The organism is Asticcacaulis solisilvae, from assembly GCF_052327315.1.
Taxonomy (GTDB): domain Bacteria; phylum Pseudomonadota; class Alphaproteobacteria; order Caulobacterales; family Caulobacteraceae; genus Asticcacaulis; species Asticcacaulis solisilvae_B.
In genome coordinates, this window is record NZ_CP166196.1 from 1,071,687 (window position 1) to 1,098,624 (window position 26,938).

The window sequence follows — 26,938 nt, forward strand, 5'->3', positions numbered from 1 at the left end:
AACTGTGATAGCCTCGAGCAGGGGGAGACGCGATGATTCCGACAGCGACAGTTCAGCCTATCCGGAGCCGGCTCGGCGGGTTTCTTTTCGGCGCGGGCCTCATGGGGTTTTTGAGCCGGTGGCTGGTCGAATTCTTCCTGTGGTTCGGGACGGCCGGAAAGGCGCCGAGACCGGACAAGGGGCTGTCCTACCCGGTCGCCGAACACGGCGTGACCTATTACGTCTCCGCCTCGGAATTCCTCCTGCATAACCTGATCTTCGGGTTCTGGATCATGTTCGCGGTGGGGCTGCTGATCATGCCGGCGCGGCGCGACGCCGACCGCAAGCGCCGGCTTTACGATCCCGGCGGGATATATGCCCGCTGGCGCTGGATCGGCGCGGTCACCTGCGGGCTGTTCATGCTGGCCAGCCGCCTGTTCGCGGCAATGGTCGTCGGCCCGGCATAGCCTGTGTCACTGCCGCCATATGATTGCGGCGTGAAAACAAATTTCTCCAGGATTTTCAAACTATTGCCTGGAAGGTTTGCTTATGTGCGCGTCCTGAAACACAGATTTCAAGCCGCCGGGGGCGAACCTTGCCGAAACCTGATCCTGCCGCCGGGCGGGGATTGCAGTCCGTTCACTTCGCGCTGGTCCTGCGCACCGATCCCTGCGGCCTCATCCCGCCGCCGGCGCTCGGGCACGGCTTCGTCTGCCAGGCGGCGGACTGGTCGGCGGACTTCCGCTTCCGCTCGCCGCTGCGCGATCCCGACCTGATCATCGTCGATTTTCCGGAGGGCCGCCCGGTCGATCTCGACACCTGCGGGGACATTCGCCGCCATCATGCCGGGGTGCCGACCATCGTACTGGGGCCGGCGCACGCCACCGACCGGATATTGAGCTTGGAACTGGGCGCCGACGACTACCTGGCCAAACCGTTCGTGGTGCGGGAACTGGCGGCGCGCGCCCGCGCCATCCTGCGACGGCGCGGCGGAACCGGCCTGGCGGTGACCGGGGGGCTGCTGGCGCGCTGGAGCCTCGACAATGTCCACCATCGCCTGGTCGATGGCGGCGGGGCGACACGGCGTCTCAACGGTGTCGAATACCAGTTGCTGCGCCACTTCGTCGAGCACCCGTTCACGGTGTTCGGCCGCCGCGAGCTGGCCGAGGTCCTGACAGCGGTGCAGGAGCGCGCCTACGACGCGCGCAGCATCGATTCCTTCATCAACCGCCTGCGCAGCAAGCTGGACGACGCGGCGCCCTATACGCTGATCCGTACCGAACGCGGCAAGGGCTACATGTTCACGCCGGGCTGAAAGCCGTCGGCCACGGATGTCATCCGTGGCCGATCCTCGTCAAAACTGGAACCGCGTGCGCAAGGACAGCGACGCGTTGGAATAGTCGCGGATCTTTTCGTATTCGGCCTCGAAGCCGAAATAGCTGTACGGATTGTCGACCGACAGGCGCAGGCCGACGACCGGGCCGCCGCCCTTGATATTGCCGCCCGTCAGCGTGAACGGATCTCCGCCGGCGAAGCTGGCGGTCGTGTCGCCGATGGTGGCCGAGACATTCTGCTTGTAGCCGACCCAGACCTCGGGCTTAACGAAGGTCCTGGCGTAGGCGAAGTTGACCATGGCGGTCGAGCTGAGCAGGTGGCCGTCGCGGCGGGCGACATCCAGGTCGTAATAATCCCCGCCGCCCGTTTCGCTGTGATGGGCCTCGGCCAGGCGGTAGTAGTCGACCAGCCACTGCGGCGTCATGGTGATGGCCTGCGACAGGTTGTAGCGGTACGACACGCCCGTGCCGGCGCTCAGCGAATAGCCGCCCCAGTCGGCCCGCGAAACATGGCTGACATAGGCATTCAGTTCTTCACGGATGGTATGGAAGTGGTCGTAGCCGATACCGGCATGGGCCCAGGCCTTGAGCGCGTCGCCGTTGAGGCGCCAGTAGGCGCCCATCGTATAGTCGCTGGCCGTCTGGTTCTCCTTCGAGATGGCGAAGGTGTCGCGCGGCGACGCCGTGGTCAGCTGGACATAGACGCCGGCCATCTGGGTGGCGCTCAGGATCTTTTCGCGGCCGCCGGCAAAGCTGAAGCCCGTCGAGGTGAAGCCGCTGGTCTCGCCATAGGACCGCGTGGTGCCGTACCCATATTCCTGCAGCCAGTACTGGCCGCCCTGGTTGTCGGGGATCAGCGTCAGGTCGGCCAGCGAGCGGTTGAGCGATTGTGCCCCCTGCGACAGGGTCAGCAGGGTCTCGCCGGAAAAGTCCGGCAGATACTGTTCGTAGACCGAATTGAAGCCCGAGCGCGTCGTCTGCGACAGCAGGGCGGCGGTGGCGTCGGAATCCTGGGCGATGGCCGCCAGGACGGGCTTGAGCGCCGTATATTCGTTGTTCGAATAGCCGCCTTCGGCCTGGTTCTTCAGGCGGAAATCGACCGACAGGGTGGTGTCGGCTGCGTCGGTCGAAAGGTCGGCGTGGTAGATATAGGGAATATAGCCGTCGAGCGTCGACGTGCTCATATCGCCGAGGCTGATGCTCGACGCCGTCAGAACCTTGAAGGTGGTCGGGTCGGTGATGATGGTGCTGGGCGACAGGTAAAGCTTGGCGCCGTTGTCGAAGGTGACCGCGCCGGACGCCGTGAAGATCGGGGTTGCCGGCGCCGCGGTGTCCAGCACCAGGGACAGCGAACTGCCGTCGCCGACGTGCAGGGTGCTGAGCTTGACCGCGCTGTCGAGCAGGAAGACGGCCGAGCTTTCGCCGTCGATATCCATGGCGATGTCGCCGGAGGAGGTCATCTGGCCGCGATAGGCGGCGGCGTCCGACAGGCTGAAGGTGCCGGTGCCCGCGCCCCAGTCGATGGCGCCGTAGATATAGCCGCCCGACGAGGTGATGGTGTCGTTGCCCGAGCCGAGCAGGATCCTGCCCAGGATATAGGGCACGGGGATGTCGTCGTCGTCCGGACCGGTGTCGACCTGGGTGATGGTCAGGCCGGCCGTATTGGCCGTGGCGTCGATGGCGATGGCCGAACCGGTGACCGTGTCGGTGACGCCGTCCGCGTCGGAATCGGTGGCGGTGATCGCCGCGCTGATGATGCCGTTATTGGTGATCGAGGTCAGGGTCCCTGAGCTGTCCTTGATGGCCGTGGCGCTGGAGGTCGAACCGGTGGCGGACGCATAGATGCCGTGGTCGGCGCCGACCGTCAGGATGGGCAGGCTGGCGCCCGACGCGATATCGAGCGCGGTCGCCGTGCCCGGAGTCGTGGCGTAGGTGGTCACGTCGTTGGTGGTGGTCGAGGTCGTATAGCCGCTGACCGAGGCGCTGATGCTGCCGTCGACGTCGAGGCGCGGCGTGGTGAAGCCGCTGCGCATCGAGATGGCGGTGGAATCGGCGCCGTAGGCCGAGGCGCCGACCGAGCCGGCAATCTGCACACCGTTGTCGATCGTCGTGGCATAGCCCGTGCCGCCCAGCTGGATGGCGTTGGCGGTGACGTAGGGGTGGATGCCGTAGGCGTAGACGCTCCCGCGCATGATCAGGCCGTAATTGTAGGCGGGCGGATCGAGCGCGGTCGAGGCATAGGTCAGGCCGCCGAGTGTGATGTCCCCCGTGGTCGAGCCGACCAGGAGGGCCGGGGCGCTGCCGTACTGGCTGAGGCTGGCGGTCGTCTGGTCGGTGTCGGTCAGGCCGTCGCCGTCCTCGTCCGTATTGGTCGAGTCGCTGTCGGAATAGGCGGCGCCGAACAGCACGCCGTTCGATACATTGCTGGCAATGGTGACCAGCGGGCCCGATTGCAGCAGGTTCAGGCTGGGGATGAGGTTTTCGTAGTCGCTCTGCGCCAGGGTCGACGTCGTCGAATAGGCGGTGCCGGAGAAGGTGCCGTCGATGATCAGGTTGCCGCCGATGTCGCCGGTGATCGAGACGGCCTTGGAATTCTCGCCGGTGACGCTGGCCGAGCCGCCGATACGGACATTGCCCGTGACGCCGCCTTCCAGAGAGATCGCGGTGGAATTGTCGCCGATGACGGTGGCTGAGCCCGTATAGGAAAAGTCGCCGGCGATCTTGTTCTGGAAGCGTATGCCGTAGGATTCGTTGCCTTCGACGTCGAGCGCCGAGGTGATGGAAACGTTGCCGGTAAAAGGATTGGTGCCGGTCGACAGGATGCCGTAGCGGCCCGTGCCTTCGGCCCATGGCGCTTCGACATAGCCGTCGGTCGAGCCGTCGGCGCTGGTGTAGTCGGTGGCGTAATAGTCGTCGGTGACCGTGATGGTGCCGCCGAGCGTCAGGGTCTGGGTGCGGTTGGGCACATCGGTGATCAGGATGCCGGTCGAGTTCGAGTCCGAACCGGACATGGCGATCGTGCCGGTGAACGAAAGCCCGTTGTCGCTGTCGACCGTGATCGCCGTGCCGCTGGTCAGTGTAATCGAGCCGTCCGAATCGACGGTGGTGTCGCCGCCCGTGCTGGTGACGACGGGATCGGTCGTCGCGGTCGATATGGTCGTGGTGGCGCCGGCTGCGGGCGCAAGGGCAAGCAGAATGGTGCCCAGCGCGGTGGCGGTCAGGAGCGCGGTTTTCGTCATGAAGCGGCAATTCCGGTCAAAGAGGTTGCCGGACCATGTAAAACCAGCCCGGCGGCATTAAGTCCCGGCTGCTACGGTGGTGAAAGGACCCTTCGGCCCTGTCACAATCCCGGTATTCGCGCGTCCAAATGTGGCGGATGTGCTTCCGGGGCAGTGTCCGGAAGTATTGTTGGCAGTAGAGGGCGGTAAGGTTTTTCTTCGCATGTGCAGGTTGCGAAACGCGGTGCCGGTTGTACCGAGGCTTCCCCCTTCCGTCACTCGCTCCGCTCGCGCCACCTTCCCCGTAAACGGGGAAGGACCTACATGATATTATGTGCTTAATTCCTTCCCCGTTCACGGGGAAGGTGGCTCCCGAAGGGGAGACGGAAGGGGGAAACGGCAGACGTCACACGAACTGACGCTTCTGTGTTTCAGCGTGTTTACCGGGCCTGGGTCTAAGCCGCTTTGTGGAACAGGGTGCGCATCACGTCCGAGGCGCTGACGATACCGGCCAGCTTCTGCTTGTCGTCGAGGACGACGACGTGGCGGTGGTCGCCCTGGAAGAATTTCTGCATCAGGTGTTCGGCCGGCTCGGCCGCTGCAACAGTGGCGAAGACAAGGTCCATGATCTGGCCGACGGCTTCCGGCTTGTCGGTATGCGTCGTTGTCGCGGGCTCGAGCAGGCGCATCAGGCCGGCCTGCGGATCGGCAGGGTCGAGCCTGGCGGCCTCGCGATCGAAGTCGTCGTGCGTCAGCAGACCCTGCACGCGCTGGGCGCGGTCGATGACGGGCAGGGCCTTGATGTCGTGACGCTGCATGACCTGCCAGGCTTCGCGCAGGTGCGTGCCGAAGCTGACCGTGATCGGATCGGCGGTCATCAGGTCGGCGCAGGTCATGGCGCCGGCCATACGGCGATAGGCGATCAGCTCGCTGGCGCGCACGATCTGGTTCAGTTCCTCGAAGTCGATGTCGACGACCTCGTTGTGCCGCGCCAGGGCCTCCGCGAAGTCGGCCTCGCTGACGCGCAGCAGGCCCGAAGGCTGCTTCGGGGCAGCCAGGATGTGGTGCGGATAGGGGCGGCGCGTCAGGTTGTTGTAGAGCAGGCCGAAACCGACCAGCAGCATCGAATTGGTGAAGGCTGGAAAGACGGCGAAGACCAGATCTTTGCTGTCCGTCAGCACCACCAGCAGGGCCATGGCGCCGCCCGGCGGATGCAGGCACCGGCCGATGAACATGCCGCCGATGGCCAGGCCGACCGCCAGGGCAGGTGTCAGGATTTGGTGATGCACGAGGGTTAAAGCGATCAGGCCCATGACGGCCGAGATCGTGTTGCCGCCGACGACCGACCAGGGCTGGGCCAGCGGGCTCGACGGCACGGCATAGACCAGGACGGCGCTGGCGCCGACCGGCGCGACCAGCCAGGGCGAAAGGTGGAGCAGCGATGCCATGTACAGGCTGACGGCCGCCGTGAAGGCGACGCCAAGCGCGCCGCCGATCGCGCCGCGCAGGCGTTCCTGGAAGTTCACCGCCATCGGGCGGGGATAGAAGGCTTCGAGCGTCTTGGGCAGGGACAGCATGTGGCGTATCCGGTCTATCGGTCGGAAAGTCCGACCGGATACAGGTTCAGGCGTGCGGCGGCAAGCGTATGCGCGAAATGCGCGTGCTATCCGGTCGGCGTGTTGCCGCTATTGCCGTCGCCGGAGTCGCGCTGGGTCTTCCACTGCGCCTGGGGATCGTCCTGTCTGGGCGTATCCGGGGCGGCCTGGCCGTAATAGTTTTCGGTCTGCCCGTTCGTATCCGTGCCTTGGGCGTCGGCGGTGGCGGGCTGGGGATTTGCGTCGGAATAGTCGTCGTGCGGCGGCACCTCTTCGGTGGCGACCGGCGTGGCCGAGGACGAGCCGGAGGCCGGCGCCGCCGAAGCGGAATTCTGCGGCGCCGGCGATTGCGGAGACGGCGACGCCGGGGAGGATGACGGGGAGCCGCCGGAATCGCCACCGCCGCAGGCCGAGACGAGGACGGTCAGGCAACAGACGGCGGCAATCGATACGATCGGTTTGATCATGGGCGTGGCGGCTCCCTTTTATCGTTGGGGACTATTTAGAACGGATCCATGGCCGCCGTAAACTTCCCAGCGCTGGTCAGCGCGCCTAAAGTGTAGCCCTGCCAGCCGGGATAGGCCTCGGGCTCCCAATAGAAGACGCCGAGGCCGCGGCTCGACGGCACCGCCTTGTTGCGGGCGATGATGTCGGCGACCATGCTCTTGGCGGTCGCGGCCTGGCTGTAGTCCATGCCGACCTCGACGATCATGACCGGCTTGGCATAGCGCGACGCCACGTCGTTCATCGTCGTTCCGGCCTGGGCGTTCAGGGTCGACCAGTTGGAGGTCGTCGGATAGTGCGACATGCCGGTGATGTCCCACTTGCCGCCGGCCGCCTTGAAGTTGTCGAAGAACCAGCGGAAGTCGGCGTCGTCATAGGCGTTGGCCAGGTGGATGATGACCTGGGCCGACGGGAAGACGGCCTTGGTCGCCGCATAGCCCTGGTTGGTGAGCGCGGCGAGGTTCGAGAAGCTGGAGGTCGAGCCCGTCGGCCACAGCAGGCCGGAATTGATCTCGTTGCCGACCTGCACCCAGGTTACGGTGACGCCGTTCGACTTGAGATAGTTCAGGATGTCGTAGGTGTGGCTGTAGACCTTGGACTGCAGCGCGGCCAGGCTGTGGTCGGTCCAGGCAGCGGGGATGGTCTGCTTTCCGGGATCGGCCCAGCTGTCGCTGTAGTGGAAGTCGATCATGACGCGCTGGCCCTGGGCGATGGCGCGCTTGGCCATGTAGAGCGTGTCGGCGCCGTTGTTCCAGCCGCCCGACGGATTGACCCAGACGCGCAGGCGGATGGCGTTGATGCTGAGGTTTTTCAGCAGGACGAACGGATCGGTCTGGGTGCCCGAGCTGTTGTAGAACTTTTTGCCCGACGACTCTTCCTGGTCGACCCAGGAAACGTCGGAGCCGCCAGCCCAGGTCTGGGCGTGAGCGGCGATCGGCAAGGCGCACGCAACCAGTGCCGCGGCCGCCAGGGCCGCGCGCAGGATTTTCGATAGCATTGTGAACTCCCTGTTTCAGCTGGGGATACCGGACCGGTTTTGGCCGGCAAAGCCCCAAGGCGAGGACGGTGTTATCCGGCCTTCACAGGTTAAGATGCATAACGCTGGTTTTTTCCGCCAGCCGGGCCGCATATTTGTACGATATTTCTGAATTCGACGGTGGTTGGAAGCGGGACGCATTTTGCGGCAGGAGCTGGCGCGCGCATCCTGTTTGAAGACTGTGTTTTCTTTTAAAAACAAGGTGCTGATTTCCCGTGCCAGATTTTGTTGACATTTCTGAAACCGATTTCAGGCAGGCTCGTTGCAAACGATAAAAAGCAGGGCGTTCACGACATGAAGCATGCAGGGTTGCTGGTCCTTCTGGCTGCGGCCGCGGGACTGATGGGGGCGTTGAGCGCAGGCAGCGCCGACGCGGCGACGCGGATCTACGTTACGCTGTCGCGATCGGAAAAATTCATCGACGGCATCCGCGACGCCATCCTGCGCGAGGACCAGGCCGACAACGAGGTCGAGGTCACGCTGGAACTGGCCAATGGCGACAGCGCCACGCAGCAGAAGCAGATCGACGACGCCGTGGCGAAGAAATACGACGCCATCATGGTCCTGACGGTCGACGACGCCTCGGGCCAGCACGCGCTCGATCGCGTGCGCAAGGCCGGCATTCCGCTGGTCTTCGTCAACACGCCGCCCCCGGGCGCCGAATTCACCGGCAAGGTGTCGATCGTCGCCTGCAACGACATCGTCGCCGGCCGCCTGCAGATGCGCATGCTGTCGCGCGCCATCCACGACCAGGGCAATGTCGCCGTCATCCGCGGCGAGGACGGCCACGCCGCCACCGACGACCGCACCCAGGGCATCAAGGAAATCCTGGCCACCCATCCCGGCCTCAAGCTGGTCGAGTCGGAAAGCGCGCACTGGAGCCGCGACACCGCCGAGCAACTGGTCAGTGGCTGGCTCGACCACGGCGTCCATCTCGACGCCATCGCGGCCAACAGCGACGAAATGGCGCTGGGCGCGGCCGAGGCCTTGCGCAAGCACGGCATCACGACTGGCAAGATCTTCGTCGGCGGCAATGACGGCACCTCGCACGGCCTCGACGGCATCAAGTCGGGCGACCTGGCCGTCACCATGCGCCAGGACACGGCGGCCATGGCGCACATGGCGCTGCTCAACGCCAGGACGATGGCGCAGGGCGGCTACGCCCAGCTCTACGAATGGGTGCCCTACGAAATCGTCCTGCCGAGCAATATCGGCCAGTACGCGGCGCAATGACCATGAAGCGTCTTATCTCTACCGCCGCCGCCATGGCCTGCCTGTATGCCGGTGCGGCCCTGGCCGCCACGCCGGTCGAAACGCACGGTGCCCTGCATGTCGACGGCACGCACGTCGTCGATGCCCACGGGGCGCCCGTGGCGCTCAGCGGCGTCAGCTTCTTCTGGGACAATACCGGCTGGGGCGAGGAGCGCTTCTACAATGCCGGCGCGGTTAAAACCTTCGCCCGCGACTGGCACGCCTCGCTGATCCGCGCCGCCATGGGCGTCGACGCCAAAGGCGGCTATCTCGACGATCCCCACGGCAACGAGGCGCGCGTCGATACCCTGGTCAAGGCGGCGATCCACGAAGGCATCTATGTCATCATCGACTGGCACTCGCACCACGCCCACGAAAAGCCCGAGGCAGCGGTGGCCTTCTTCACCAGGATGGCCGGCAAGTACGGCAAGTACCCGAACGTCATCTACGAACTGTACAACGAACCGCTGAACACCACGGACTGGCATGGCCAGGTGAAGCCCTACGCCGAGACGGTGATCGACGCCATCCGCAAGGTCGACGCCAATAACCTGATCGTCGTCGGCTCTCCGACCTGGGACCAGGACGTCGATGTCGCCGCCGCCGATCCGATCGCCGGCCGCAACAACATCGTCTATTCGCTGCACTTCTATGCCGGCACGCACAAGGACGACCTGCGCAAGAAGGCGGCAAAGGCGATCGCGCTCGGCGCGCCGCTGTTCGTCTCGGAATGGGGCTCGGTCAATGCCGACGGCAATGGCGGCGTCGATGTCGAGGAGACCGCCAGGTGGCAGCAGTTCATGGCGGACAACTGCCTGTCGCAGGCCAACTGGGCGGTAAGCGACAAAAACGAGGGCGCGGCCATGTTCATACCGGGCACGCGCGCCGACGGTCATTGGCGTGAGTCCGACCTGACGGCCTCGGGAAAGCTGACGCGCGATATCGTCCGCGCCGCGCCGCAGACTTGCCGATAGGCTTCGAAGCATCCTAAGACATGCATCCCGTCGATGGAGGGATGCATGTTCGATCTCAGCGGCAAGACAGCGCTGATCACCGGTTCGGGACAGGGGATCGGCCAGGCCATCGCCGAAGGGCTGGCCAGGGCGGGCGCCCGTATTATCCTGAACGGGCGCAGGCCGGAGCCGCTGGAGGCGGCAGCCGCCAGGCTAAGGGCGGAAGGCGCAGACGTGTTGACGTCCGTCTTCGACGTCACCGACGTGGACGCCGTGCGCGGCGCCGTCGACGGGCTCGAGGCCTCGGGCATCGCCGTCGATATCCTGGTCAACAATGCCGGCATCCAGAAGCGCGCACCCCTGGAGGATTTCACGCCCGAGGACTGGCGCACCCTGATGGCGGCGAACGTCGACAGCGTCTTCTATGCCGGCCAGGCGGTGGCGCGGCATATGATCAGGCGCGGGCGCGGCAAGATTATCAATATCGCGTCGGTGCAGTCCGAAGCGGCGCGCCCGACCATTGCGCCCTATACGGCCAGCAAGGGCGCGATCCGCAATCTGACGCGGGGCATGTGCGCCGACTGGGCGAAGCACGGCCTTCAGGTCAACGCCATCGGTCCCGGCTATTTCGTCACGCCTTTGAACAAGGCGCTGCATGAAGACCCGGTGTTCGACGAATGGCTTAGGAAGCGCACGCCGGCCGGACGCTGGGGGCGGCTTGAGGACCTGCACGGCATCGCCGTCTTCCTGGCCTCGGACGCCTCGGACTTCGTCAACGGCCAGACCATCCATGTCGACGGCGGCCTGTTGTCGGTGCTTTAACCGAAAGACTTAATGGGGCTGACCAAGTTGCCCCTTCCGTCTCCCCTTCGCCAAGGCTTCGGGGAGCCACCTTCCCCGCTCCGCAGGGAAGGAAGGGAGTTTAACTGTCTAATTCCTTCCCCGTTTACGGGGAAGGTGGCTGGATCGGCGTCAAGCCGAGCCAGACGGAAGGGGGAAATGTTTCAACTATACCCCTCATGCGGCCAGTTGGTCTGGGTGAACACCCCGCCGTCGACCGTCAGGGTCTGGCCGGTGATGAAGCCCGATCGCTCGTCCGTCAGGAAGCACACCGCATTGGCCACATCGTCGAGTGTACCGATGCGGCGCAGCGGCGTGATGCGCGACCAGTCGCGGGCATAGTTCGGCGCTTCCAGTTTCGTCCGTTCGGTCTCGATCGACCCCGGCGCAACGCAGTTGACCGCGATGCCGTAGGGCCCAAGCTCGACCGCCGCCGACTTGGTCAGCATTTCGATACCGCCCTTCGACGCCGTGTAGTCGACCAGGTTCAGGAACGGCGTCTGGTTGCAGCCCGAGCCGATATTGACGATGCGGCCGGGCCGTTTCGCCGCCACCATCGCCCTGGCCGCCGCCTGGGTGTTGAGAAAGGTGCCCTTGAGATTGGTGCGGATGACGCGATCCCAGTCGGCCTCTTCAAGATCCAGAAATGGCGCCCAGGTCTGTACGCCGGCATTGTTGACCAGCACGTCGGGCGCGGGCGCGACCGTGTCGGCAAACCAGGCATAGAGACGATCGACATCGGCCTTGACGCCGACATCGCTTTGGACCGCCCAGGCGCGGCGGCCGAGCGCCTCGATGCGCCTGAGCGTATCGCCGTATTCGGCTGTGTCGTCCAGGTAGGTGATGACGATGTCATGGCCCTGGGTGGCCAGGCCGAGCGAGATGGCGGCGCCGAGATTGCTGCCGCCGGCGGTAACGATGGCTGTTGTTGACATACCTTATGCCGGATTGTGCTTGAGCAGGAAGCCGATCATGGCCTCCAGGGACTGTACGCGCGACGGCTCACGCGACAGCCAGTGATCTTCTTCCGCCATGACAACCAGTTCGACAGGCTTGCCGGCGCGAGTCAGGGCGTCGTAGATCTGCTGGCTTTGATCGAAAGGCACGACGACGTCGTCCTTGCCGTGGATCAGCATCACCGGAACCGAGACGGCGTCGATGTGGCGCACCGGCGATATGACGTCGAGATCCGGGCCCATGAAACGCTTCCAGTACATCATGCCGTAGCTGTTGCCGTCAAAGCCTTCGCGCTCGCGGCGGTAGTCCAGGAAGGTTTTGAGATTGGACAATCCGGCCAGGGCGACGGCGCAGGTGTAGATCCCCTTTTGCAGCGATACTCCGGCAAGGGCCGCATAGCCGCCATACGAACCGCCGGCGATGGCGACGCGTTTCGGATCGACCATACCCTGTTTCACCAGGAAGCTGACGCCATCCGACAGGTCGGTCTGCATCTTGCGGCCGAACTCGCCGTACCCTTTGGCGGTGAAGTCCTTGCCGTAGCCGGCCGAGCCTCGGTAGTTCGGCTGCAGCACGACGTAACCGCGCGACGCAAGGGCCTGGGCCATCCAGTCGAAGCCGTCGTCGTCATAGGCTTCGGGGCCGCCGTGCGGCAGGACGACAAGGGCAGCGTTTTTCGCTTCGCGGTCCGGCGGCAGGGTGATGTAGGCCGGAATCTGGAGGCCGTCGGCGGCCTGGTATTCGATGTATTTCTTTTCGCCGACCCATTCCGCTGGCAGGCCCGGATAGCTGGAGCCGACTTCCTTCGACGAGCCATCGGTAAAGTCGATGAAATAGTAGGTGCCGGGGTCTCCGGAGCCCTCGCTGCGCACCAGCAGCTTGCGCGGGTCGGCGGCCATGTCCAGGACCTGGGTCTTCAGGCCGGGCAAGGCGTCCTGAATGAGCGCGGGCAATTTTTGCATGACAGGATCGTAGAAGATCCAGGTCTCGACCGAACCCGAATTCTGGAAGCCGGCAAGATGCAGGGTTTCCGGATGGAAGATCGGCGAGTAGTCGTTGCGTTTCAGGTCTATCAGGGTGCGCTTGCCGTCACCGTCATATTCGAAGTATTTGTTCGCGTCCTCGCCTGTGCTGAAATGGACAAGCACGGTCTGGCCGTCGCGGCCCATGCCAGCCATCCACGGCATATCGTAGGGCGCCTTGACCTCCAGCACGGTTTGCCAGCCCTTGGCCGTTTTCATCCGCGCCGTCCACGTCTTGGTGTCGTTGTCGTATTCGCTGCGCGCAAAGACGCTGCCGTCCGGCTTGACGACCCAGCCCTGGACCGGGCGCGAGTCGACGTCGAGCCGGAAGCCACGGCCTGTGGTCGTGTTGAAGGCGTAGAGGCACCGGTCCATGGTCTCCGTGGCCGAGGCGCCGCCTTCGCTGGTGTTGACGCCTTCGGGCTGACGGAAGCCGGATGCGGTGACGCGATAGGCGCCATCCATCTTCACGCGGTAGAAATCGCCGGTGACCACGGAGGTCACGACGCCCTGGACATTGGCATAGACCTGGACGCGCTTGCCGGCCGGAATGTCCATGATCAGGCCGTAGAACTGCTCATAGCGGCTGCCGTTATACTTTTCCGTCTGCGAGGTCACCACCATGATGTGGCCTTCATCGGCCCACAACAGTTCGCGCAACTTGTCGCCGCTGATAATCGCCGCGGCGGCCTTTCCCGTGGCCATGTTGTAATCGTAGAGGGCGCGTTCGCCGTTGCGATCCATGACCATGGCAATACGTTTCGCGTCCGGGGATATGGCAACCTTCTCGATCGCAGGCAGTTTTCCGAAGGCCGATAGCGGCGGCATCGGCGCCGTCATCTTTTTCGCCTGCGCCAGCGACGGCGCGACAAAGCTCAACGTTGAGACGCCGGTCAATGCGCCGAGCACAAAGCGGCGCGATACGGTATTCGGATTTTCCATGGTCCCCCCGGACAAATCAGCTCTTTAGCCTTGAATAAACCATAGAGCGTTTTGTTCCGGCGGGCAATAAGGGGTCATCTCGGCAAGGTGGTGGTGCCGGTGACGGTCAGGGTGGCGGAATGGCCTTCCGACAGCCCCGGCTGGCCGCCGCCGGCATAGACGGTGTACTTGCCGGGCAGGACCTTGCGTACGCCCTTGTCGTCGGGCTGCGACAGGTCGCGCGGTGTCAACATAAGCGTAACCGTCTTCGTCTCGCCGGCCTTGAGCGCGATGCGGTTGAAACCGGCCAGGACGTGCGAGGCGGTGCGGTAACCCTTCGGCTTGGTGACATAGACCTGCACGACCTCGTCGCCGTCCGTCTTGCCGGTATTGGTGACGGCGACGCTGACGGGGACGCCCGCGCCGGCCCTGACCGATGCCTTCAGTCTGGGCGCGCCGTAGGTAAAACGGGTGTAGCTCAGGCCATAGCCGAAGGGATGCAGCACCTTGCCCTTGAAATAGCGATAGGTACGGTTGGCGACCGAATAGTCCTCGAACGCCGGCAGTTCGCTCAGGTCGGCATAGATGGTGTAGGGCAGGCGGCCGGACGGATTGTATTTGCCGGTCAGGACGTCGGCAATGGCGGTGCCGCCGGCCTCGCCCGGATACCAGCCCTGGACCAGGGCATCGGCATTCTGTTCGACCCAGGGATCGGTGATCGGTCCGCCCGTCAGGTAGACGACGACCAGCGGCTTGCCGGTCGCCTTGACCGCCTTGAGCATGTCGACCTGGGCCTGGGGCAGGTTAAGCGTGGTGCGGTCGCCGCCGCTGAAGCCCGGATAGTTGACCTTCATCTCCTCGCCCTCCAGGTCGGGGGACAGGCCGACAAAGGCGACGACGGCGTCCGATCCTTGCGCCGCCTTGACCGCGCCGTCGATCAGGGGCTGCGACGGGGCGATCCATTCGAAGGCGGTGATGCGGTCGTCGTGCTTGCGCACATAGTCGATGCGGACCGTGTGCGGCTTCGTGTCGGCGAAGGTCACGTCGACCAGGTGGCCGGGCGCGGGGCAACTGTCGCTGGCGCAGGGGACGGGGGTGGCGGTCACCCCGGCGATTTCGGGGTCCAGCACCAGCTTGTCGTCGATCCATACCTTGACGTCGGGCAGGGGCGCGCCCTTGCGCGGCATCGGCGTCGTCATGCGGAAGCCGATCTGGTAGGTGCCGGGCGCGGGCGGCGTGATGACGCCGCTCCAGCGGATGGAAAAGCCGAGCGGCTTGAAACCGGGCATGTCCGGCGCTGTGTGGTAGAAGTCGAAATTGATCCGCCGGTCGGTGCGTGTGACGGCCGGCGCGCCGGAAAAGTCGAGATTGGCGTAGTATTCGCCCTTCAGCCCGCTGTCGGCGCTGTCCGCCGCCGGGTGCAGATAGGTTTCGGGGATCGGCATCCGCATGCCTTCGGTCAGCGGCGCACCGGGGGCATAGACGACATTGGCGTCACCGAAAGCCGTGCGAAGCGCATCGGCCGGCAGGATGGGATCGACCGGCACGCCCGTGTAATTGCCCTCGATGCTTTGCAGGTTGGCGGCATTGGGGCCGATGACGGCGATGCGGCGGACGCCCGCCAATGGCAGCAGGCCCTTGTCGTTCTTCAAAAGCACCACGGCTTCGCGCGCCGCCTTGAGGGCCAGCGCCCGGTGTTCCGGCGAATTGATCTCGGAGGCCGGCGTAGTGTCGCTGCGGTTGTCGAGCGTCTGCATGCGGATGCGGGCGGCGATCAGTCGGATCAGCGAGCGGTCGAGATCGGCCTCAGGGATCAGGCCCGCCTTCACGGCGTCGGGCAGGGCGGCGTAGCTTGAGCCGCAGTCGAGGTCGGCCCCCGCCTTGACACCGGCCGCCGAGGCGTGGGCGCGGTCGGGCGCGGACTTGTGGCCGGTCACCATGTCGTCGATCGAGTCGCAGTCGGTGACGATGAAGCCCTTGAAGCCCCAGTCGTGGCGGATACGGGTCTCCAGCAGCGGATTGGCGCAGGCGGGCGCCCCGTTGACGGCGTTGTAGGCGCACATCAGCGACCGCGCGTGGCCATCGACAATGGCCGAGCGGAAGGCCGGCAGGTAGGTGTCTTCGAGGTCGAACGGCGACGGGTCGACATTGAAGCCGTGGCGCAGGGGCTCAGGCCCCGAATGGACGACGAAATGCTTGGGCGTGGCCACGCCCTTCCAGTAGCTGTCGTCGTCGCCCTGGATGCCGTGGATGAAGCTGATCGCCATGTGGCCGGTCAGGTACGGGTCCTCGCCATAGGTTTCCTGGCCGCGGCCCCAGCGCGGGTCGCGGAAGATGTTGATATTGGGCGACCAGTAGTTGACGCCGAAATAGCGGTCGGTGCCGGATGCGTCGCGCGCCAGGGCCAGGTCGCGGTTGGCGCGGCCTTCGACGGCGATGACGCTGCCCACATCGTCCATCAGCTTGGTGTCCCAGGTCGCGGCCAGACCGATGGCCTGGGGGAAGACGGTGGCGTGGCCGGCGCGGGCGACGCCGTGCAGCACCTCGTTCCACCAGCCGTAGCGGCTGATCCCCAGGCGCGGGATGGCCGGCGCGTTGTCCTGCATCTGCGCGGCTTTTTCATCCAGCGTCAGGCGCGACACGATGTCCTTCGCCCGGGCTTCGGGCGACAGCCTGGTGTCGAGATAGGCCGGATCGGCGGCATGGGCGGCGGCTGCAAATGATAGCGCTACCATCGAGACGCACACAAGCGCGTGATGACGGGCGAATTTGAGCTGGTTCATGACGTTCTCTCACCTGGTGCCGTCGGGCGGCGCTTTGTTTAGGGCTAGTTCAGTCCATTTTGGGGCCGTGTCAATCGCGCAGCTGTCGCAAAGCGTTCGGCTTTTCACCCGTAGCGCGAGAAAATAAGGAATCGATGGGGCCGGGCGGCTGGAAATGGCAATCCGGCATGCCTTGTTGCCTGCGCGGTTCCGGGCCTAATGACGGCATAACCGGTAGACGGGTGCCGAAACCACCCGGCCGTCCGGACCGAGAATTTCAAAACTGAACTGACTGCGAGGCCGATATGGCCGGCCAATCCGAAACGCCTTCCAGAACCGGCATCCGCGTGCTGATCGTGGACGACAACGAGTCGCTGGCCCTGACCTATGCCTGGCTGCTCGAAGACGCCGGCTTTACCGTCGAAACCTGTCACAACGGGGCCGACGCGCTCGTCTGCATCGACCGGTTTCATCCCCACATCCTGCTGCTCGATATCGGCATGCCGGTCATGGACGGGTTGCAACTGTGCAGGACCGTGCGGGCGCACGAGGCCTGGAAGGACCTGGGCGTGGTGGCGCAATCCGGCTACGGCGACGAGGATATGCGAGGGCGCACCCGGGAGGCGGGTTTCGACCGCCATCTGGTCAAGCCGATCGAGTTCAATGATCTGTTGAAGACGCTGACCGAGGTCCTGGCCGAGCGGAAACCTGTTCAGTCGTCCGACGATCCCGTCGGGCCCTTGTAGTCGGACGGCGGCTGGTGATCGGGCGTCCAGCCGTGGCGGCGTTCGGGGCCGGCATAGGTCGCGTCCATCTTGCGCCGGCGGTCGGGCCCGAAATACATCGGCGTCTTGATGAAGGGGCGCGGAAAATCGATGACGGCCACAACCTTGCGGAACAGCTCCTGGGCGGTCACCGGCTTGCAGCAGAATTCCGTCACGCCCGAATCACGCGCCAGTTCGACGCGCGAGCGTTCCGAGTGCGCCGTCAGCATGATGATGGGGACGTAGCGGTTGCCGATATCCGAAGAGGTGCGGATCAGCTTGACGAAGTCGATGCCGTCGAGAATGGGCATCATGTAGTCGACGATGACGATGTCGACGGCGTCTGTCTTCAAGCGTTCAAAGGCTTCGGTGGCGTCGCGGACCTCGACGATCTGCTTGGCGCCGAAGCCACGCAGGATCGTGCCCACGATGTTGGTCATGTAGGCATTGTCGTCGATGACCAGGAATTTTACACGACTGAGGCCGACCACAGGAATTCCTTAAAACGCCCCCTAAACGTATCGGGGCCGAGTGTGCAGACACCCGGCCCCGATAGCAATCAAAATCAGCAAGAACTTACGGTACCGCAAGGACTTATTCCAACGGCGATTGCGCCGGGAAGCGGAATGCCGGGCCTTACGCCGCGCGGATGACGCGCAGGAAGCTGTCGACCTCGTCGGACAGGGCCGATACCTGGTCGTTGAGCGCCGCGGCCGAGTCGAGCACGGTGGCCGAGGTTTCCGACGTCGTCTGCGAGGCCTGGACCACTTCGCCGAGGTCGGCATTGATAATGGCGGCGCCGTGGGCGACCTGGGTGACATTGCCGGCGATTTCAGCGGTGGCCGCGCTTTGCTGCGTCACGCCCGCGGCGATCGAGGTGGCGACGCTGTTGATGCGGCCGATGGTCTCGCCGATGCCGCGGATAGCGGTCACGGTCTCGCCGGTCACTTCCTGCATCGTCTGGATGTGGCTGCGGATGTCGTCGGTGGCGCGCGTCGTCTGGGCCGACAGGGTCTTGACCTCGCCGGCGACGACCGCGAAGCCCGCGCCGGCGGCCCCGGCCCGCGCCGCTTCGATGGTGGCGTTGAGCGCCAGCAGGTTGGTCTGGGCGGCGATGTCCTGGATAAGAGCCACGACATCACCGATACGCGTGGCGGCGTCGGACAGGCGGTCGACCGTGCCCGTGGTGCGGTGGGCTTCGATCTCCGCCGCCTGGGTCATGATGGTGGTTTCCTCGACCTGGCGGCCGATTTCCGAGATCGAGGCGGACAGTTCCTCGGTCGCCGAGGCAACGGTCTGCAGGTTGGCCGAGGACTGCGACGTGGCGCCGGCCATCGAGGCCGAGCGGTTGTCGGCGTCGCGCGCGGCATTGTCCAGTGTCCGGGCGGCCGAATTCATGGTGCGGGCGGTCTGGGCGACGCGTTCGGCGACGACCTTGATCTTGCGCTCGAAGGCTTCGGCCGTGACCAGCACCTCGCGGGCGCGTTCGGCGTCGGCCTCCAGCTTGACGCGGGCCGAGGCCTGTTCGCTTTCCAGGCGCTTCAGTTCGACCTGCGACGTCTGGAAGGCCGACACGGCGCGGGCGACTTCACCGACTTCGTCGCTGCGGTCCTGGTCGGGGATGGCGGCGATGGCCTGGCCGTCGATCAGGCGGTGCAGCAGGTGGCTCAGGATCTTCAGCGGCCGCGAGACGTGGCGGACGACGACGATATTGATGCCGGTGCCGAGGATCAGGGCCAGCAGGCCGACCACGGTGCCGATCACCAGGATGGAATGCGACAGGGCGTCGAAGGCGCCGTCGGCGGCGTTGGCGCGGGCCTGGCTGTCCTTGGTCAGCGCCGTCAGCGGATCGTCCATGCCCTGGCGGGCGTCGTCGAGCTGGCCGTCGAGCGTGCGGATGGCGGGCGTCATCTCGGCATTGGCTTCCAGTGCCGGCAGCATCTGGGTCTCGAACAGGTTTATGTACTTGTCGTAGCCGGCCCTGGCCTTTTCCAGCTCGGCCTTGCCGTCGGCCGTATCGACCTGGCTGCCCAGGTCGGTAAACAGGGCTTCGGTCGCCTGCTTTTCCTTGGCCCAGTCCGATTTGGTCGTCGACAGTTCGTGGTTGATCTCGCCGTCGGCGATAATCTGGTAGAGCGCGGCGCCCTTGCCGGACAGCGCTTGCGCCGAGGCCGCCACCTTGACCAGGTCCATGCCCTGGTCCTGGAGCTTCTTGAGATGGTCGAGCGACACATAGGCGCCGGCGACGAGGGTGGCCATGGCGACGATGAAGACGCCCGAGCCCGCGGAGAGCTTCTGTCCGATCGATAGTTTCATTACACAACTCTTATGGAGGCCGAGACGCCGTAGTGTCTCGCATCTTGGTTAACGAGGCCTAACCTTCGGTTGTCACAGAATCGCGATGAGGCAGCCCGCCTGCGGTCCCGGGCGCCGGACCGCTTTTAAGATTTCATTTAGCTTACTCTCTCATTAGTGGTATTTTTTCCGTGATTTAGCGGAAAATTTCTTGCCTGGGTGGTTTCGTTGCGCTACGGTCACCTTACGGCAGGTCAATATTCATAAGAAACTCTGCACGTTGGTCGACCTTGGCGCGGCATGTCCGGCGCCCATTGCGTTAAGTCGTCTTTTTTACAGTTCACGGCAGGACGACGGGGCCCATGCGCCCGGGACTCGTGCCGGATTGTTCCCGAATTCATTTCTTCCATTCGCGTAGCGACTTTTCGCCGTACGGCCGACAGGCCGGACCGATCGATTGCGCTCGTCCGTCATCGAATTCAGGCCGCATCCGCCTTTCCGGCGTGCGGCGCCGGTCCGGTGCGTCCGTGCGGCAGCGAAGTTGCGCGCCCGATCCTGAGGTCATGACAATGACAGACACCAAATCCACGCCCGAAATGCAGTCGGTCTTCTCCGTCCCCGCCGGCAAGCTGAACGACACCCAGGTCAAGGAACTGCAGGACAAGTTCGGCCTGAAACTGCACCTGCAGGCCCGGTCCGACGCCCTCAACACGGTGCTCGGCCGCATTGGCGACGTCGCTGTGCAGAATTTCGACCGCACCAATCCCGGCTATGAACGCATCTTCGACCGCACCGGCGACAACAATTCGCTGGCCTCGCAAGTCATCAATCCGGTCGAGCTGGAGGACCGCATCCGCGGCATCGCCCAGCGGGTGATGACCGAAAAGGTCCAGAAGTAGGGGACCGTCATGCCTGAAGCCATGCCCGTCCACGGGATCCGTCCGGCAGGCCTGCCGGCGCGCCATCCCGTGTCGCCCGAGATCGAGGCCCTGCGGCCGATCGATGCCGTGGTCGTGAAACTGGCCGCCCGCTGCAACATGGCGTGCAGCTACTGCTACTGGTTCCGCGACCCGTCGGTCATGGCTTTGCCCAAGCGCATGGGAGAGGATGTGGCCGCGCAGCTTATCGCCAGGCTGCGCGAACACATCCTCGACCATCGCCTCGACCGCTTCGTCCTGGTGCTGCACGGCGGCGAGCCGCTGCTGTTCGGCAAGGCGGCCTTCCTGCGCCTCGGCCTGGCGGCGGAAGCGCTGGCGGCCGAAACCGGCTGCGATATCCGCCTGTGCATCACGACCAACGGCCTGCTGATCGACGAAGACTGGGTGCTGCTGTTCATCCGCTTCCGCGTGGCGGTGACGCTCAGCCTCGACGGCCCGGCCGAACAGCACGACCGCGTGCGCTTCGACCTGCGCGGCCGGCCGACCCACGCCAGGACCGTGGCGGCGCTGGAACAGTTGCGTGTCTTCGGACAGGAGCCCGGCATACTGGCGGTCGCCGATCCAGCCGGCGATCCCGACGCCCTGCTCGACCACTTCGTTGCGGAGCTGGGTTTGAGGGAGCTGGATGTCCTCATTCCCGACGCCACCGCCGACGACACGCCGCCGTCGATCGCGCCCTTTTTCATCGGCCTGTTCGACCGCTGGTGGAACGCGTACGCGACTGCCGGCGTGCGCATCCGCCTGTTCGACGCCATCATCGCCGGACTGGTCGGCGCATCGAGCGGCGTCGAAAGCATCGGCTACGGCCCCGTGCGCGCCGCCACCATTTCCAGCGACGGCGCCATCGAGGCGCACGACGTCTGCCGCATCACCGGCCGGACGGGGGCGGGGCTCAACCTCGCCACAGATGCGCTCGACGACATCCGCGCCACCGAGCCGTGGCGGGCCATCTTCGACGCCTCCCTCGACCTGGCGCCGGCCTGCCGGGAATGCCCGTGGGCCCGGGTCTGCGGCGGCGGCCATATCGCCAGCCGGTGGTCAAGCCGGAACGGCTTCGCCAATCCCAGCGTCTATTGCGCCGACCTGAAAGCGCTGATCTCGCACATCTGGGCCCGCATCGGCCCGGACCTTGAATTCACAACGCTGCAATCCACAGCCCCGGAGACCCTCCATGCCTGACAGCCTTGCCGGCCTCGCCACGCACCTTTCCGCCGCGCCCGACGCCATCGCGGCGGGAACGCTGGGCGCACATCCTTACCCGCATCTGATCGTCGAGCGCCTGTTCGCCGACGGCGATGCCCGGGCGCTGCTCGACTGGCTGCTTAGCGGCGCCACCTGGTGGCGGCAGGAGCGCGACTTCTACAGCCACGACAGTTGCGACAATCTTGAGGACTGTCCGCTGGTGCGCGGCGACGGCGTGCTGTCGCCGGCAGCGCGCGGCGGACTGGCAAAGGCGCTGAGCGCGCGCTTCGGCATTCCGCTCGACGGCCAGTATGTGTCGCTGTGCGCCCACCGGATGCGGCCGGGCCACGGTATCGGCGTCCACACGGACGACCCGATTCTGGGGACCGAATATCTCCGCCTGCTGGTCACCCTGCGCGATGGCGGTTTCGACGACGCCGACGGCGGCCACTTCTGCATGATGACCGGCCATGAGCCCGATTGCGTCGCCGCCATCGCCCGGCCGCTGCACAATCTGGCGATCGCGTTTGCGCTCAGTGAAAAGTCGCTGCACGCCGTCAACGACGTCATGAACGGCGAACGCTTCTCGCTGGTCCTCGGCTTCTGGCACGCCGACCAGGTCAGCAATGCCCAGGCGCGCAAGGCGGACCTCCGCGCCGAACGTTCCGAGGACGGCCTGGCGCGCATCGACGGCGCCGACGCCTTCCTGGCCGAGCTGAAGGGCCGGGGCGCGCACCGCACGCCGCATTCCGGCGCCAGCCTGCTGTCGCACCTGGTCGGTGTGGCGTCGCTGCTGTCGGACTGGACGTGCCGCGACACCGTCGTCCGCGCCGGATTGTTCCACAGCGTCTACGGCACCGGCTCGTTCCACACGCGCCTCTACGCCGAATGGGAGCGCGAGTCCTTGCGCGCCCTGATCGGCGATGAAGCCGAGCGGCTGGCCTGGCTGTTCTCGGTCGTGCGCTTCAACGAGATCTACAAATATGCCGGCGAGGACGGCTTCATGGCGCGGCGGCGCGACGCCACCGAACCCGAATGGCTGTCCATCCAGGACATCGCCGACCTCAACCTGATCGCGCTCGCCAATGCGCTCGAGCAGGGCGACACCGCCTTCGAGCCTGGCAGCCTGTTCGAGCTGAAACAGGCCTTCGCCAAGCTGACCGGCTATATCCCGTCCAACGCCCGCCGGGTCGTGGAGGCCCTGACCGCATGATCGTCCCGCCCGCCGAAAGCTTCGTCGCCGACCTGCCCACATCTTGCGTCGCCGTTCACGGCCAGGGCGAGGCGGCGGTCGCCACCTTCCGCGCCTGGCAGGCCATGCACGCCATGGCGCGCACCCTGATGCTGATCGACATGGCCAGGCCCTTGGTTACGGCCGCCGCCATCGCTCAGGCCGAAGCCATCGCCGACTGGCTGTCCGCCCAGCCGGGCGAGATGGTGACCGACATCATGACCTCGGTCGACTATGCCGCCTGGCTATGCCGGACCGAGGAGGCCGGCAGCGTCGGCGCGCTCGAACGCGGCCTCCTGGCCCTGCCGCTGGTCATGGTCACGCATCTCGGCGGCATCGACGCCGGCCGCGACTGGCAGGCCGTCCTGCCGGGCGACGAGGAGGTGCGGCCGCTCGGCTTCGCGGAGGCGCTCGACGGCGAGGGCGCGGTAAGCATCCGCATCGGCGCCGAAGGCCCCCGTTTTGAAGGCAGCGGCATGATGTTCCGGCCGCGCACCTTCCTGCCGCTCGATATCGAACTCTATCCGACCGCCAGCGTGCGTGAGCTGTGCCGGCTGCATAAAGTGCCGGACGGCGGGTATCGCGACACCGATCCGGCGGGGGCGGCGCACGGCCTGCTGGGCGCCCTGTCGCTGCTGGCGGACGTCTGGCCCGACTCGCTTTTGGACCTGGCGGCCTTCGTCAAGGGCATCGCCGCGATCGAGACCGGCACGGGCAGCATATTCAGCGCCTCGTCGGCCAGCATTCCGGGCGCGATCCTGGTGACGATCCGCGCCGAGACCATGCCCGAAATCGTCGCCGAATGCCTTGTCCACGAGATGTCGCACGTCAAGCTGGACGCCCTGTGGGCCGTGCATCCGCTGCTCGACAACGGGCCCGAGGCCATATACCGCCACCCCTGGCGCAGCGACGACCGCCCGATGCGTGGCGTCCTGCTGGGCGCCCACGCCTTCCTCAATGTCGGGGAAATGGCGCGCCGCGGATGCCAGGGGCCGCATCGCCAGCGCTTCGCCGGTTATTTCGAGCGGCTGAAGACCGAGGTCGGTATCGCCATGGCCACGCTGGAGGCCCATGCCCGCTTCACCCCAGCCGGACAGGCGGTCCATGCCGACATGGTGCGGACCTTCGACGCATGGTTCCGTCCGTGAGCGCCGATCCGCGCCCGGCCGCCATCGCCGCCTTCGTGCGCGGCGATCCTGTTCCGGGCTTTATCGACGGATTGCTGGCCCACGCCGATGCCGAACGCCATGTCCTGTGGCGGGCCTGGTGGCAGGCGTGGGACGCCAGGGGCGATGCCGGAAACGTTCGTGCGGCCTTTCACGTCCTGCCGGCGGCGTCGCAGGTGCGCATCTACCGGGCGCCGGAAACCTGGTCGCTGCTACACGGGGCCGGGCAGGGCGGGCGCGGCTACGATATCGACCTGATGAGCGAGTGGATCGAGGGCGAGCGCGGCCGGGGCTGGACGGCCCTGGGCGACCGGCGCGACGGCCAGGTCATGGGGGGCTTGCTGCTCGACGGGCCGGTCATCGATGCCCTGAGCCCGGCAGCGTGGCGGCCGCTCAATGAAATTCCGGGCCTGGCCGAACCCTACGACGACACCAGAGCGCAGACCGCCGCGCGCCAGGTCACGGCAGCCTTCGAAATCCTCGGCCAGTGTTCCGAAATCTGGTCCGAAGCGGTGCTGCGCCTGGTCGCCACCATCGTCTGCCGCTGCGACCCCACGGTGTCGTCCATGACCTCGTCGACGACGCGGCTGGCCCTGGGGCGGATCGTGCTGCGCAACGCGCATATCGAGGACGTCCCGCCCGCCGTGCTGGCCGACGCCCTGCTGCACGAGACGGTCCATATCCTGATCGACCACGCCGAGCTTGGGCAGCGTTTACTGACCGAAGGGGATGCCGACATCGTGTCGCCCTGGTCGGCGCGGCCGCTCGACGCCAATACCTTCATGCAGGCCTGCTACGTCTGGCGGGCGCTGTTCGCCTTCTGGCTCAAGGCGCTCACGCTCGGTCTCGCGCCGGAGGAAACCTGCATCCGGCGTATGACCCAGTGCGCGCGCGGTTTCATCGGCGTGCGCCCGATCGAGTCGCTGCTGCCGCGCGGTGCGCCGGTCGCCGTACGCCTGTCGGTCGCCGCCCTGGGCGACGAGGTGGCGCAATGCCTGGCGGCGTGACGGTGGACGCGCCTTATACGGAAACCGGCCTGGCCTGCCTGCGCCGGGTAGCGGACGCCGGCCAGGTCGCGCGTCTGCGCATGGTGGCCGACGAGGTCGCTGAAGGCGGACGCCGGATGGTCGCGACCAACGGCGAGGCCCTGCCGGCCACTTACCTGTGGCTGACGCATCCGGCGTGCGAGGCGGCCCTGTTCGACCTGGCCCTGGCGCGCCTTGCCGCCGGCCTGATGGGCAGCCGGACGGCGCGGCTCTTCTATGACGAGATCATCGCCAAGCCGCCCGGCGCCTCGCGGCCGACGCGCTGGCACCAGGACGCCTCGCACTGGTGCGTCGCAGGTGAGCAGGTCTGCACCCTGTGGCTGGCGCTCGACGATGTCGGCGCGGAGGACGGTGCGGTGCGCTACATTCCCGGCAGCCAGGCCAGCGGCCGTATCTTTCGGCCATGGGACGGCGCGGCCGGCGATGTGCCGCCGCCCGAGGCGGCTTTCGAACGGATGGACAGCCTCAGTTTCGATTTGCGCGCCGGCGACGCGGTCGTCCATCAGGCCCGTGTCGTCCACGGCTCATTCGCCAACACAGCCGGGCGGCACACACGCCGCGCCTACGTCACGCGCTGGCTGGGCGACGACGCAGTCTATCATTGGCGCGGCTTCGATATGCCTGTCCCCGTCGCCGTTGCGTTCGAGGAAGGACAACCGTTCGACCATGGGCTCTTTCCGCTGCTGTACGAACAGGCGCCGGCTTTTAGTTGAGCTTCCAGTTTACGGTGGCGAGATAGACGCTGTTGGCGGTGGGACGGCCGACCTTGTCCTCGGCCGCCGCCGTCAGCGGACGGTTGTAGATAGCCAGGAGAACCGGGCCGAAATTGTAGCCGACCGGATATTCACGCTGAAGCAGGCACAGGTCGAAATGGTGGTCGGCGGCGATATAGCAGTGAAGCGTCGCGCTGCCCGATGCATTACTGTTGAGGGCCGCCATCGGGAACAGTTCGCCACTGCGCGTGGTCTTGGACATATCGAAGGGACGCGTATGTGTACCCTTCTCGTCAGTCACCGTTTCCGTGATCATAGTGTTGGTCTTGCCCATGAGCAGGACGACGCGCGGCAGAGGCGCGGGCGGCTGGGGTTGTGCGGCCAGCCAGGCCTGGGCGTGGGCATTGCCGCGCCGGGCGGCGTTGACGTACAGCCAGGTGGCTTCCTTTTCATCGGCCGGGCCGCCCTGGCCGGCCATCACCATGCCCGCCAGGTGATCCATGCCGTCGGCCGAACCCAGCATCGCGGCCTTGCGGAACCATTGGCGCGCGATGGCGGCCTTGTCCGGCTGTTTCAGCGTCGTGCTGCCGACGGCGTCGAAGGCTTCGGGCGCTCCACCCTTGGCGGCCACCACGTAGTTGGCCAGCGCGGTTTCAGGATCGGCCGGACCGGTGAGGCCGTGCTCGAAGTCGTAGGCGCCGACGAAGGTTTTTATGGGATGGCCGTCGGGCAATTTCGTGCAGTAGCTCATCGACCTGGCGAGATCGTACGGCCGGCCTTCGCCCAGAAGGTAGGCGACGCACATGATGGCCTGGGCCCTGTCTTCGCCGGCGTTCGCCGCTTGTTCGTAAAGGTCGTAGGCCTGTTTCAGATCGACGCCGGCTGACCCGGCCCCTTGTTGCAGAAGGGTCGCCAGATCGTAGTAGATAATCCCCTGATGGGACGGCAGGCTTTTGCGCAAGGTGGCGATCGTATGGTCGTCGTCCGCGACGATCGTCGATTTCGCCATGGTGGGATCGCGGTCGTCGAACTGGCTGCCCGTGCCGTCATAGGCGCCCGGCGTCCCGGCAAATGCGGGCGACGCGGCAAGACAGGCCAGCGCGGCCGCCGTCAGCAATATGGATTTCATGGTGCTCCCCCGTGATCCCTGGCCGTATCCTAACGCCGCCGGAAGCCTGCCACAAACAAAAAGCGCGCCCGTTGCCGGGCGCGCTCGTGGAAGCCGAATGGG

22 protein-coding genes are annotated in these 26,938 nt (G+C 65.7%); 12 read left to right on the forward strand and 10 right to left on the reverse strand.

Annotated features, from left to right (window positions below):
• Positions 1–101: 101 nt before the first annotated feature.
• Positions 102–446: a hypothetical protein gene (locus tag AB8717_RS05055; RefSeq protein ID WP_443749940.1), complete on the forward strand. Its 345-nt coding sequence runs from the start codon at positions 102–104 to the stop codon at positions 444–446.
• Positions 447–574: 128 nt separating this feature from the next.
• Positions 575–1,294, forward strand: coding sequence for a response regulator transcription factor (locus AB8717_RS05060; RefSeq protein ID WP_443749941.1), 720 nt, complete (start codon positions 575–577; stop codon positions 1,292–1,294).
• Positions 1,295–1,333: 39 nt separating this feature from the next.
• Here the strand turns inward: AB8717_RS05060 and AB8717_RS05065 are convergent, their stop codons facing one another.
• The 4 genes from AB8717_RS05065 to AB8717_RS05080 all read right to left on the reverse strand — a co-directional run bounded on the left by AB8717_RS05065 (position 1,334) and on the right by AB8717_RS05080 (position 7,627).
• Positions 1,334–4,552 (reverse strand): autotransporter outer membrane beta-barrel domain-containing protein, encoded by a 3,219-nt coding sequence (locus AB8717_RS05065; protein ID WP_443749942.1) that lies wholly within the window; start codon positions 4,550–4,552, stop codon positions 1,334–1,336.
• Between the two features lie 434 nt (positions 4,553–4,986).
• On the reverse strand, positions 4,987–6,108 hold the full coding sequence (locus AB8717_RS05070; protein ID WP_443749943.1) for an HPP family protein: 1,122 nt from the start codon (positions 6,106–6,108) through the stop codon (positions 4,987–4,989).
• A gap of 86 nt (positions 6,109–6,194) precedes the next feature.
• Positions 6,195–6,593, reverse strand: a complete 399-nt coding sequence (locus AB8717_RS05075) for a hypothetical protein (protein WP_443749944.1) — start codon at positions 6,591–6,593, stop codon at positions 6,195–6,197.
• A 35-nt stretch (positions 6,594–6,628) separates the two neighbouring features.
• Positions 6,629–7,627: a glycoside hydrolase family 53 protein gene (locus AB8717_RS05080; RefSeq protein WP_443749945.1), complete on the reverse strand. Its 999-nt coding sequence runs from the start codon at positions 7,625–7,627 to the stop codon at positions 6,629–6,631.
• A gap of 333 nt (positions 7,628–7,960) precedes the next feature.
• On the opposite strand from AB8717_RS05080, the gene AB8717_RS05085 reads away from it, so the two are divergent.
• From AB8717_RS05085 to AB8717_RS05095, 3 genes are read left to right on the forward strand one after another with little or no spacing between them, the layout of a single operon-like run.
• Positions 7,961–8,899: a substrate-binding domain-containing protein gene (locus AB8717_RS05085; RefSeq protein WP_443749946.1), complete on the forward strand. Its 939-nt coding sequence runs from the start codon at positions 7,961–7,963 to the stop codon at positions 8,897–8,899.
• A 2-nt stretch (positions 8,900–8,901) separates the two neighbouring features.
• Positions 8,902–9,891, forward strand: a complete 990-nt coding sequence (locus AB8717_RS05090) for a glycoside hydrolase family 5 protein (protein ID WP_443749947.1) — start codon at positions 8,902–8,904, stop codon at positions 9,889–9,891.
• A 45-nt stretch (positions 9,892–9,936) separates the two neighbouring features.
• Positions 9,937–10,692, forward strand: a complete 756-nt coding sequence (locus AB8717_RS05095) for an SDR family oxidoreductase (protein ID WP_443749948.1) — start codon at positions 9,937–9,939, stop codon at positions 10,690–10,692.
• Between the two features lie 182 nt (positions 10,693–10,874).
• Here AB8717_RS05095 and AB8717_RS05100 read toward each other — a convergent pair whose 3' ends face one another.
• From AB8717_RS05100 to AB8717_RS05110, 3 genes are all read right to left on the reverse strand, one after another.
• Positions 10,875–11,645 (reverse strand): SDR family NAD(P)-dependent oxidoreductase, encoded by a 771-nt coding sequence (locus tag AB8717_RS05100; protein ID WP_443749949.1) that lies wholly within the window; start codon positions 11,643–11,645, stop codon positions 10,875–10,877.
• Positions 11,646–11,648: 3 nt separating this feature from the next.
• A complete protein-coding gene (locus AB8717_RS05105) occupies positions 11,649–13,631 on the reverse strand; it encodes an alpha/beta hydrolase family protein (RefSeq protein ID WP_443749950.1) in 1,983 nt (660 codons plus the stop codon).
• Positions 13,632–13,705: 74 nt separating this feature from the next.
• Positions 13,706–16,393, reverse strand: coding sequence for a glycoside hydrolase family 3 C-terminal domain-containing protein (locus tag AB8717_RS05110; protein ID WP_443749951.1), 2,688 nt, complete (start codon positions 16,391–16,393; stop codon positions 13,706–13,708).
• Between the two features lie 284 nt (positions 16,394–16,677).
• Between AB8717_RS05110 and AB8717_RS05115 the strand changes: the two genes are divergently transcribed.
• Positions 16,678–17,118, forward strand: a complete 441-nt coding sequence (locus tag AB8717_RS05115) for a response regulator (RefSeq protein ID WP_443749952.1) — start codon at positions 16,678–16,680, stop codon at positions 17,116–17,118.
• On the opposite strand, the gene AB8717_RS05120 is transcribed toward AB8717_RS05115, so the two are convergent.
• Together AB8717_RS05120 and AB8717_RS05125 are read right to left on the reverse strand one after the other, a co-directional pair.
• Positions 17,085–17,627, reverse strand: coding sequence for a response regulator (locus tag AB8717_RS05120; protein WP_443749953.1), 543 nt, complete (start codon positions 17,625–17,627; stop codon positions 17,085–17,087). The genes AB8717_RS05115 and AB8717_RS05120 overlap by 34 nt on opposite strands.
• A 145-nt stretch (positions 17,628–17,772) precedes the next feature.
• Positions 17,773–19,452, reverse strand: coding sequence for a methyl-accepting chemotaxis protein (locus AB8717_RS05125; protein ID WP_443749954.1), 1,680 nt, complete (start codon positions 19,450–19,452; stop codon positions 17,773–17,775).
• Positions 19,453–20,000: 548 nt separating this feature from the next.
• Between AB8717_RS05125 and AB8717_RS05130 the strand changes: the two genes are divergently transcribed.
• From AB8717_RS05130 to AB8717_RS05155, 6 genes are read left to right on the forward strand one after another with little or no spacing between them, the layout of a single operon-like run.
• Positions 20,001–20,330, forward strand: a complete 330-nt coding sequence (locus AB8717_RS05130; protein ID WP_443749955.1) for a hypothetical protein — start codon at positions 20,001–20,003, stop codon at positions 20,328–20,330.
• A 9-nt stretch (positions 20,331–20,339) separates the two neighbouring features.
• Entirely contained in the window at positions 20,340–21,548 is a 1,209-nt protein-coding gene (locus AB8717_RS05135) for a radical SAM protein (protein WP_443749956.1), read from the forward strand.
• Positions 21,541–22,764, forward strand: a complete 1,224-nt coding sequence (locus tag AB8717_RS05140; RefSeq protein WP_443749957.1) for a DUF6817 domain-containing protein — start codon at positions 21,541–21,543, stop codon at positions 22,762–22,764. The genes AB8717_RS05135 and AB8717_RS05140 overlap by 8 nt, the downstream gene beginning before the upstream one ends.
• Positions 22,761–23,930 carry an aKG-HExxH-type peptide beta-hydroxylase gene (locus AB8717_RS05145; RefSeq protein WP_443749958.1) on the forward strand — a complete coding sequence of 390 codons (1,170 nt, stop codon included), beginning with the start codon at positions 22,761–22,763 and terminating at the stop codon, positions 23,928–23,930. The genes AB8717_RS05140 and AB8717_RS05145 overlap by 4 nt, the downstream gene beginning before the upstream one ends.
• Positions 23,915–24,955, forward strand: a complete 1,041-nt coding sequence (locus AB8717_RS05150) for an aKG-HExxH-type peptide beta-hydroxylase (protein ID WP_443749959.1) — start codon at positions 23,915–23,917, stop codon at positions 24,953–24,955. Before AB8717_RS05145 ends, AB8717_RS05150 begins: the two co-directional genes overlap by 16 nt.
• Entirely contained in the window at positions 24,940–25,707 is a 768-nt protein-coding gene (locus tag AB8717_RS05155; RefSeq protein WP_443749960.1) for a phytanoyl-CoA dioxygenase family protein, read from the forward strand. Before AB8717_RS05150 ends, AB8717_RS05155 begins: the two co-directional genes overlap by 16 nt.
• On the opposite strand, the gene AB8717_RS05160 is transcribed toward AB8717_RS05155, so the two are convergent.
• Positions 25,700–26,836: a tetratricopeptide repeat protein gene (locus AB8717_RS05160; protein WP_443749961.1), complete on the reverse strand. Its 1,137-nt coding sequence runs from the start codon at positions 26,834–26,836 to the stop codon at positions 25,700–25,702. The genes AB8717_RS05155 and AB8717_RS05160 overlap by 8 nt on opposite strands.
• Positions 26,837–26,938: the final 102 nt, after the last annotated feature.

Bases quoted from the DNA above. Each gene is read 5' to 3' on its own strand.
- AB8717_RS05105 (WP_443749950.1), bottom strand. From the start codon at position 13,631: ATGGAAAATCCGAATACCGTATCGCGCCGCTTTGTGCTCGGCGCATTG.
- AB8717_RS05110 (WP_443749951.1), bottom strand. From the start codon at position 16,393: ATGAACCAGCTCAAATTCGCCCGTCATCACGCGCTTGTGTGCGTCTCG.
- AB8717_RS05085 (WP_443749946.1), top strand. From the start codon at position 7,961: ATGAAGCATGCAGGGTTGCTGGTCCTTCTGGCTGCGGCCGCGGGACTG.
- AB8717_RS05070 (WP_443749943.1), bottom strand. From the start codon at position 6,108: ATGCTGTCCCTGCCCAAGACGCTCGAAGCCTTCTATCCCCGCCCGATG.
- AB8717_RS05135 (WP_443749956.1), top strand. From the start codon at position 20,340: ATGCCTGAAGCCATGCCCGTCCACGGGATCCGTCCGGCAGGCCTGCCG.
- AB8717_RS05155 (WP_443749960.1), top strand. From the start codon at position 24,940: ATGCCTGGCGGCGTGACGGTGGACGCGCCTTATACGGAAACCGGCCTG.
- AB8717_RS05065 (WP_443749942.1), bottom strand. From the start codon at position 4,552: ATGACGAAAACCGCGCTCCTGACCGCCACCGCGCTGGGCACCATTCTG.
- AB8717_RS05130 (WP_443749955.1), top strand. From the start codon at position 20,001: ATGACAGACACCAAATCCACGCCCGAAATGCAGTCGGTCTTCTCCGTC.
- AB8717_RS05095 (WP_443749948.1), top strand. From the start codon at position 9,937: ATGTTCGATCTCAGCGGCAAGACAGCGCTGATCACCGGTTCGGGACAG.
- AB8717_RS05115 (WP_443749952.1), top strand. From the start codon at position 16,678: ATGGCCGGCCAATCCGAAACGCCTTCCAGAACCGGCATCCGCGTGCTG.
- AB8717_RS05145 (WP_443749958.1), top strand. From the start codon at position 22,761: ATGATCGTCCCGCCCGCCGAAAGCTTCGTCGCCGACCTGCCCACATCT.
- AB8717_RS05090 (WP_443749947.1), top strand. From the start codon at position 8,902: ATGAAGCGTCTTATCTCTACCGCCGCCGCCATGGCCTGCCTGTATGCC.
- AB8717_RS05140 (WP_443749957.1), top strand. From the start codon at position 21,541: ATGCCTGACAGCCTTGCCGGCCTCGCCACGCACCTTTCCGCCGCGCCC.
- AB8717_RS05100 (WP_443749949.1), bottom strand. From the start codon at position 11,645: ATGTCAACAACAGCCATCGTTACCGCCGGCGGCAGCAATCTCGGCGCC.
- AB8717_RS05075 (WP_443749944.1), bottom strand. From the start codon at position 6,593: ATGATCAAACCGATCGTATCGATTGCCGCCGTCTGTTGCCTGACCGTC.
- AB8717_RS05125 (WP_443749954.1), bottom strand. From the start codon at position 19,452: ATGAAACTATCGATCGGACAGAAGCTCTCCGCGGGCTCGGGCGTCTTC.
- AB8717_RS05150 (WP_443749959.1), top strand. From the start codon at position 23,915: ATGGTTCCGTCCGTGAGCGCCGATCCGCGCCCGGCCGCCATCGCCGCC.
- AB8717_RS05080 (WP_443749945.1), bottom strand. From the start codon at position 7,627: ATGCTATCGAAAATCCTGCGCGCGGCCCTGGCGGCCGCGGCACTGGTT.
- AB8717_RS05055 (WP_443749940.1), top strand. From the start codon at position 102: ATGGGGTTTTTGAGCCGGTGGCTGGTCGAATTCTTCCTGTGGTTCGGG.
- AB8717_RS05160 (WP_443749961.1), bottom strand. From the start codon at position 26,836: ATGAAATCCATATTGCTGACGGCGGCCGCGCTGGCCTGTCTTGCCGCG.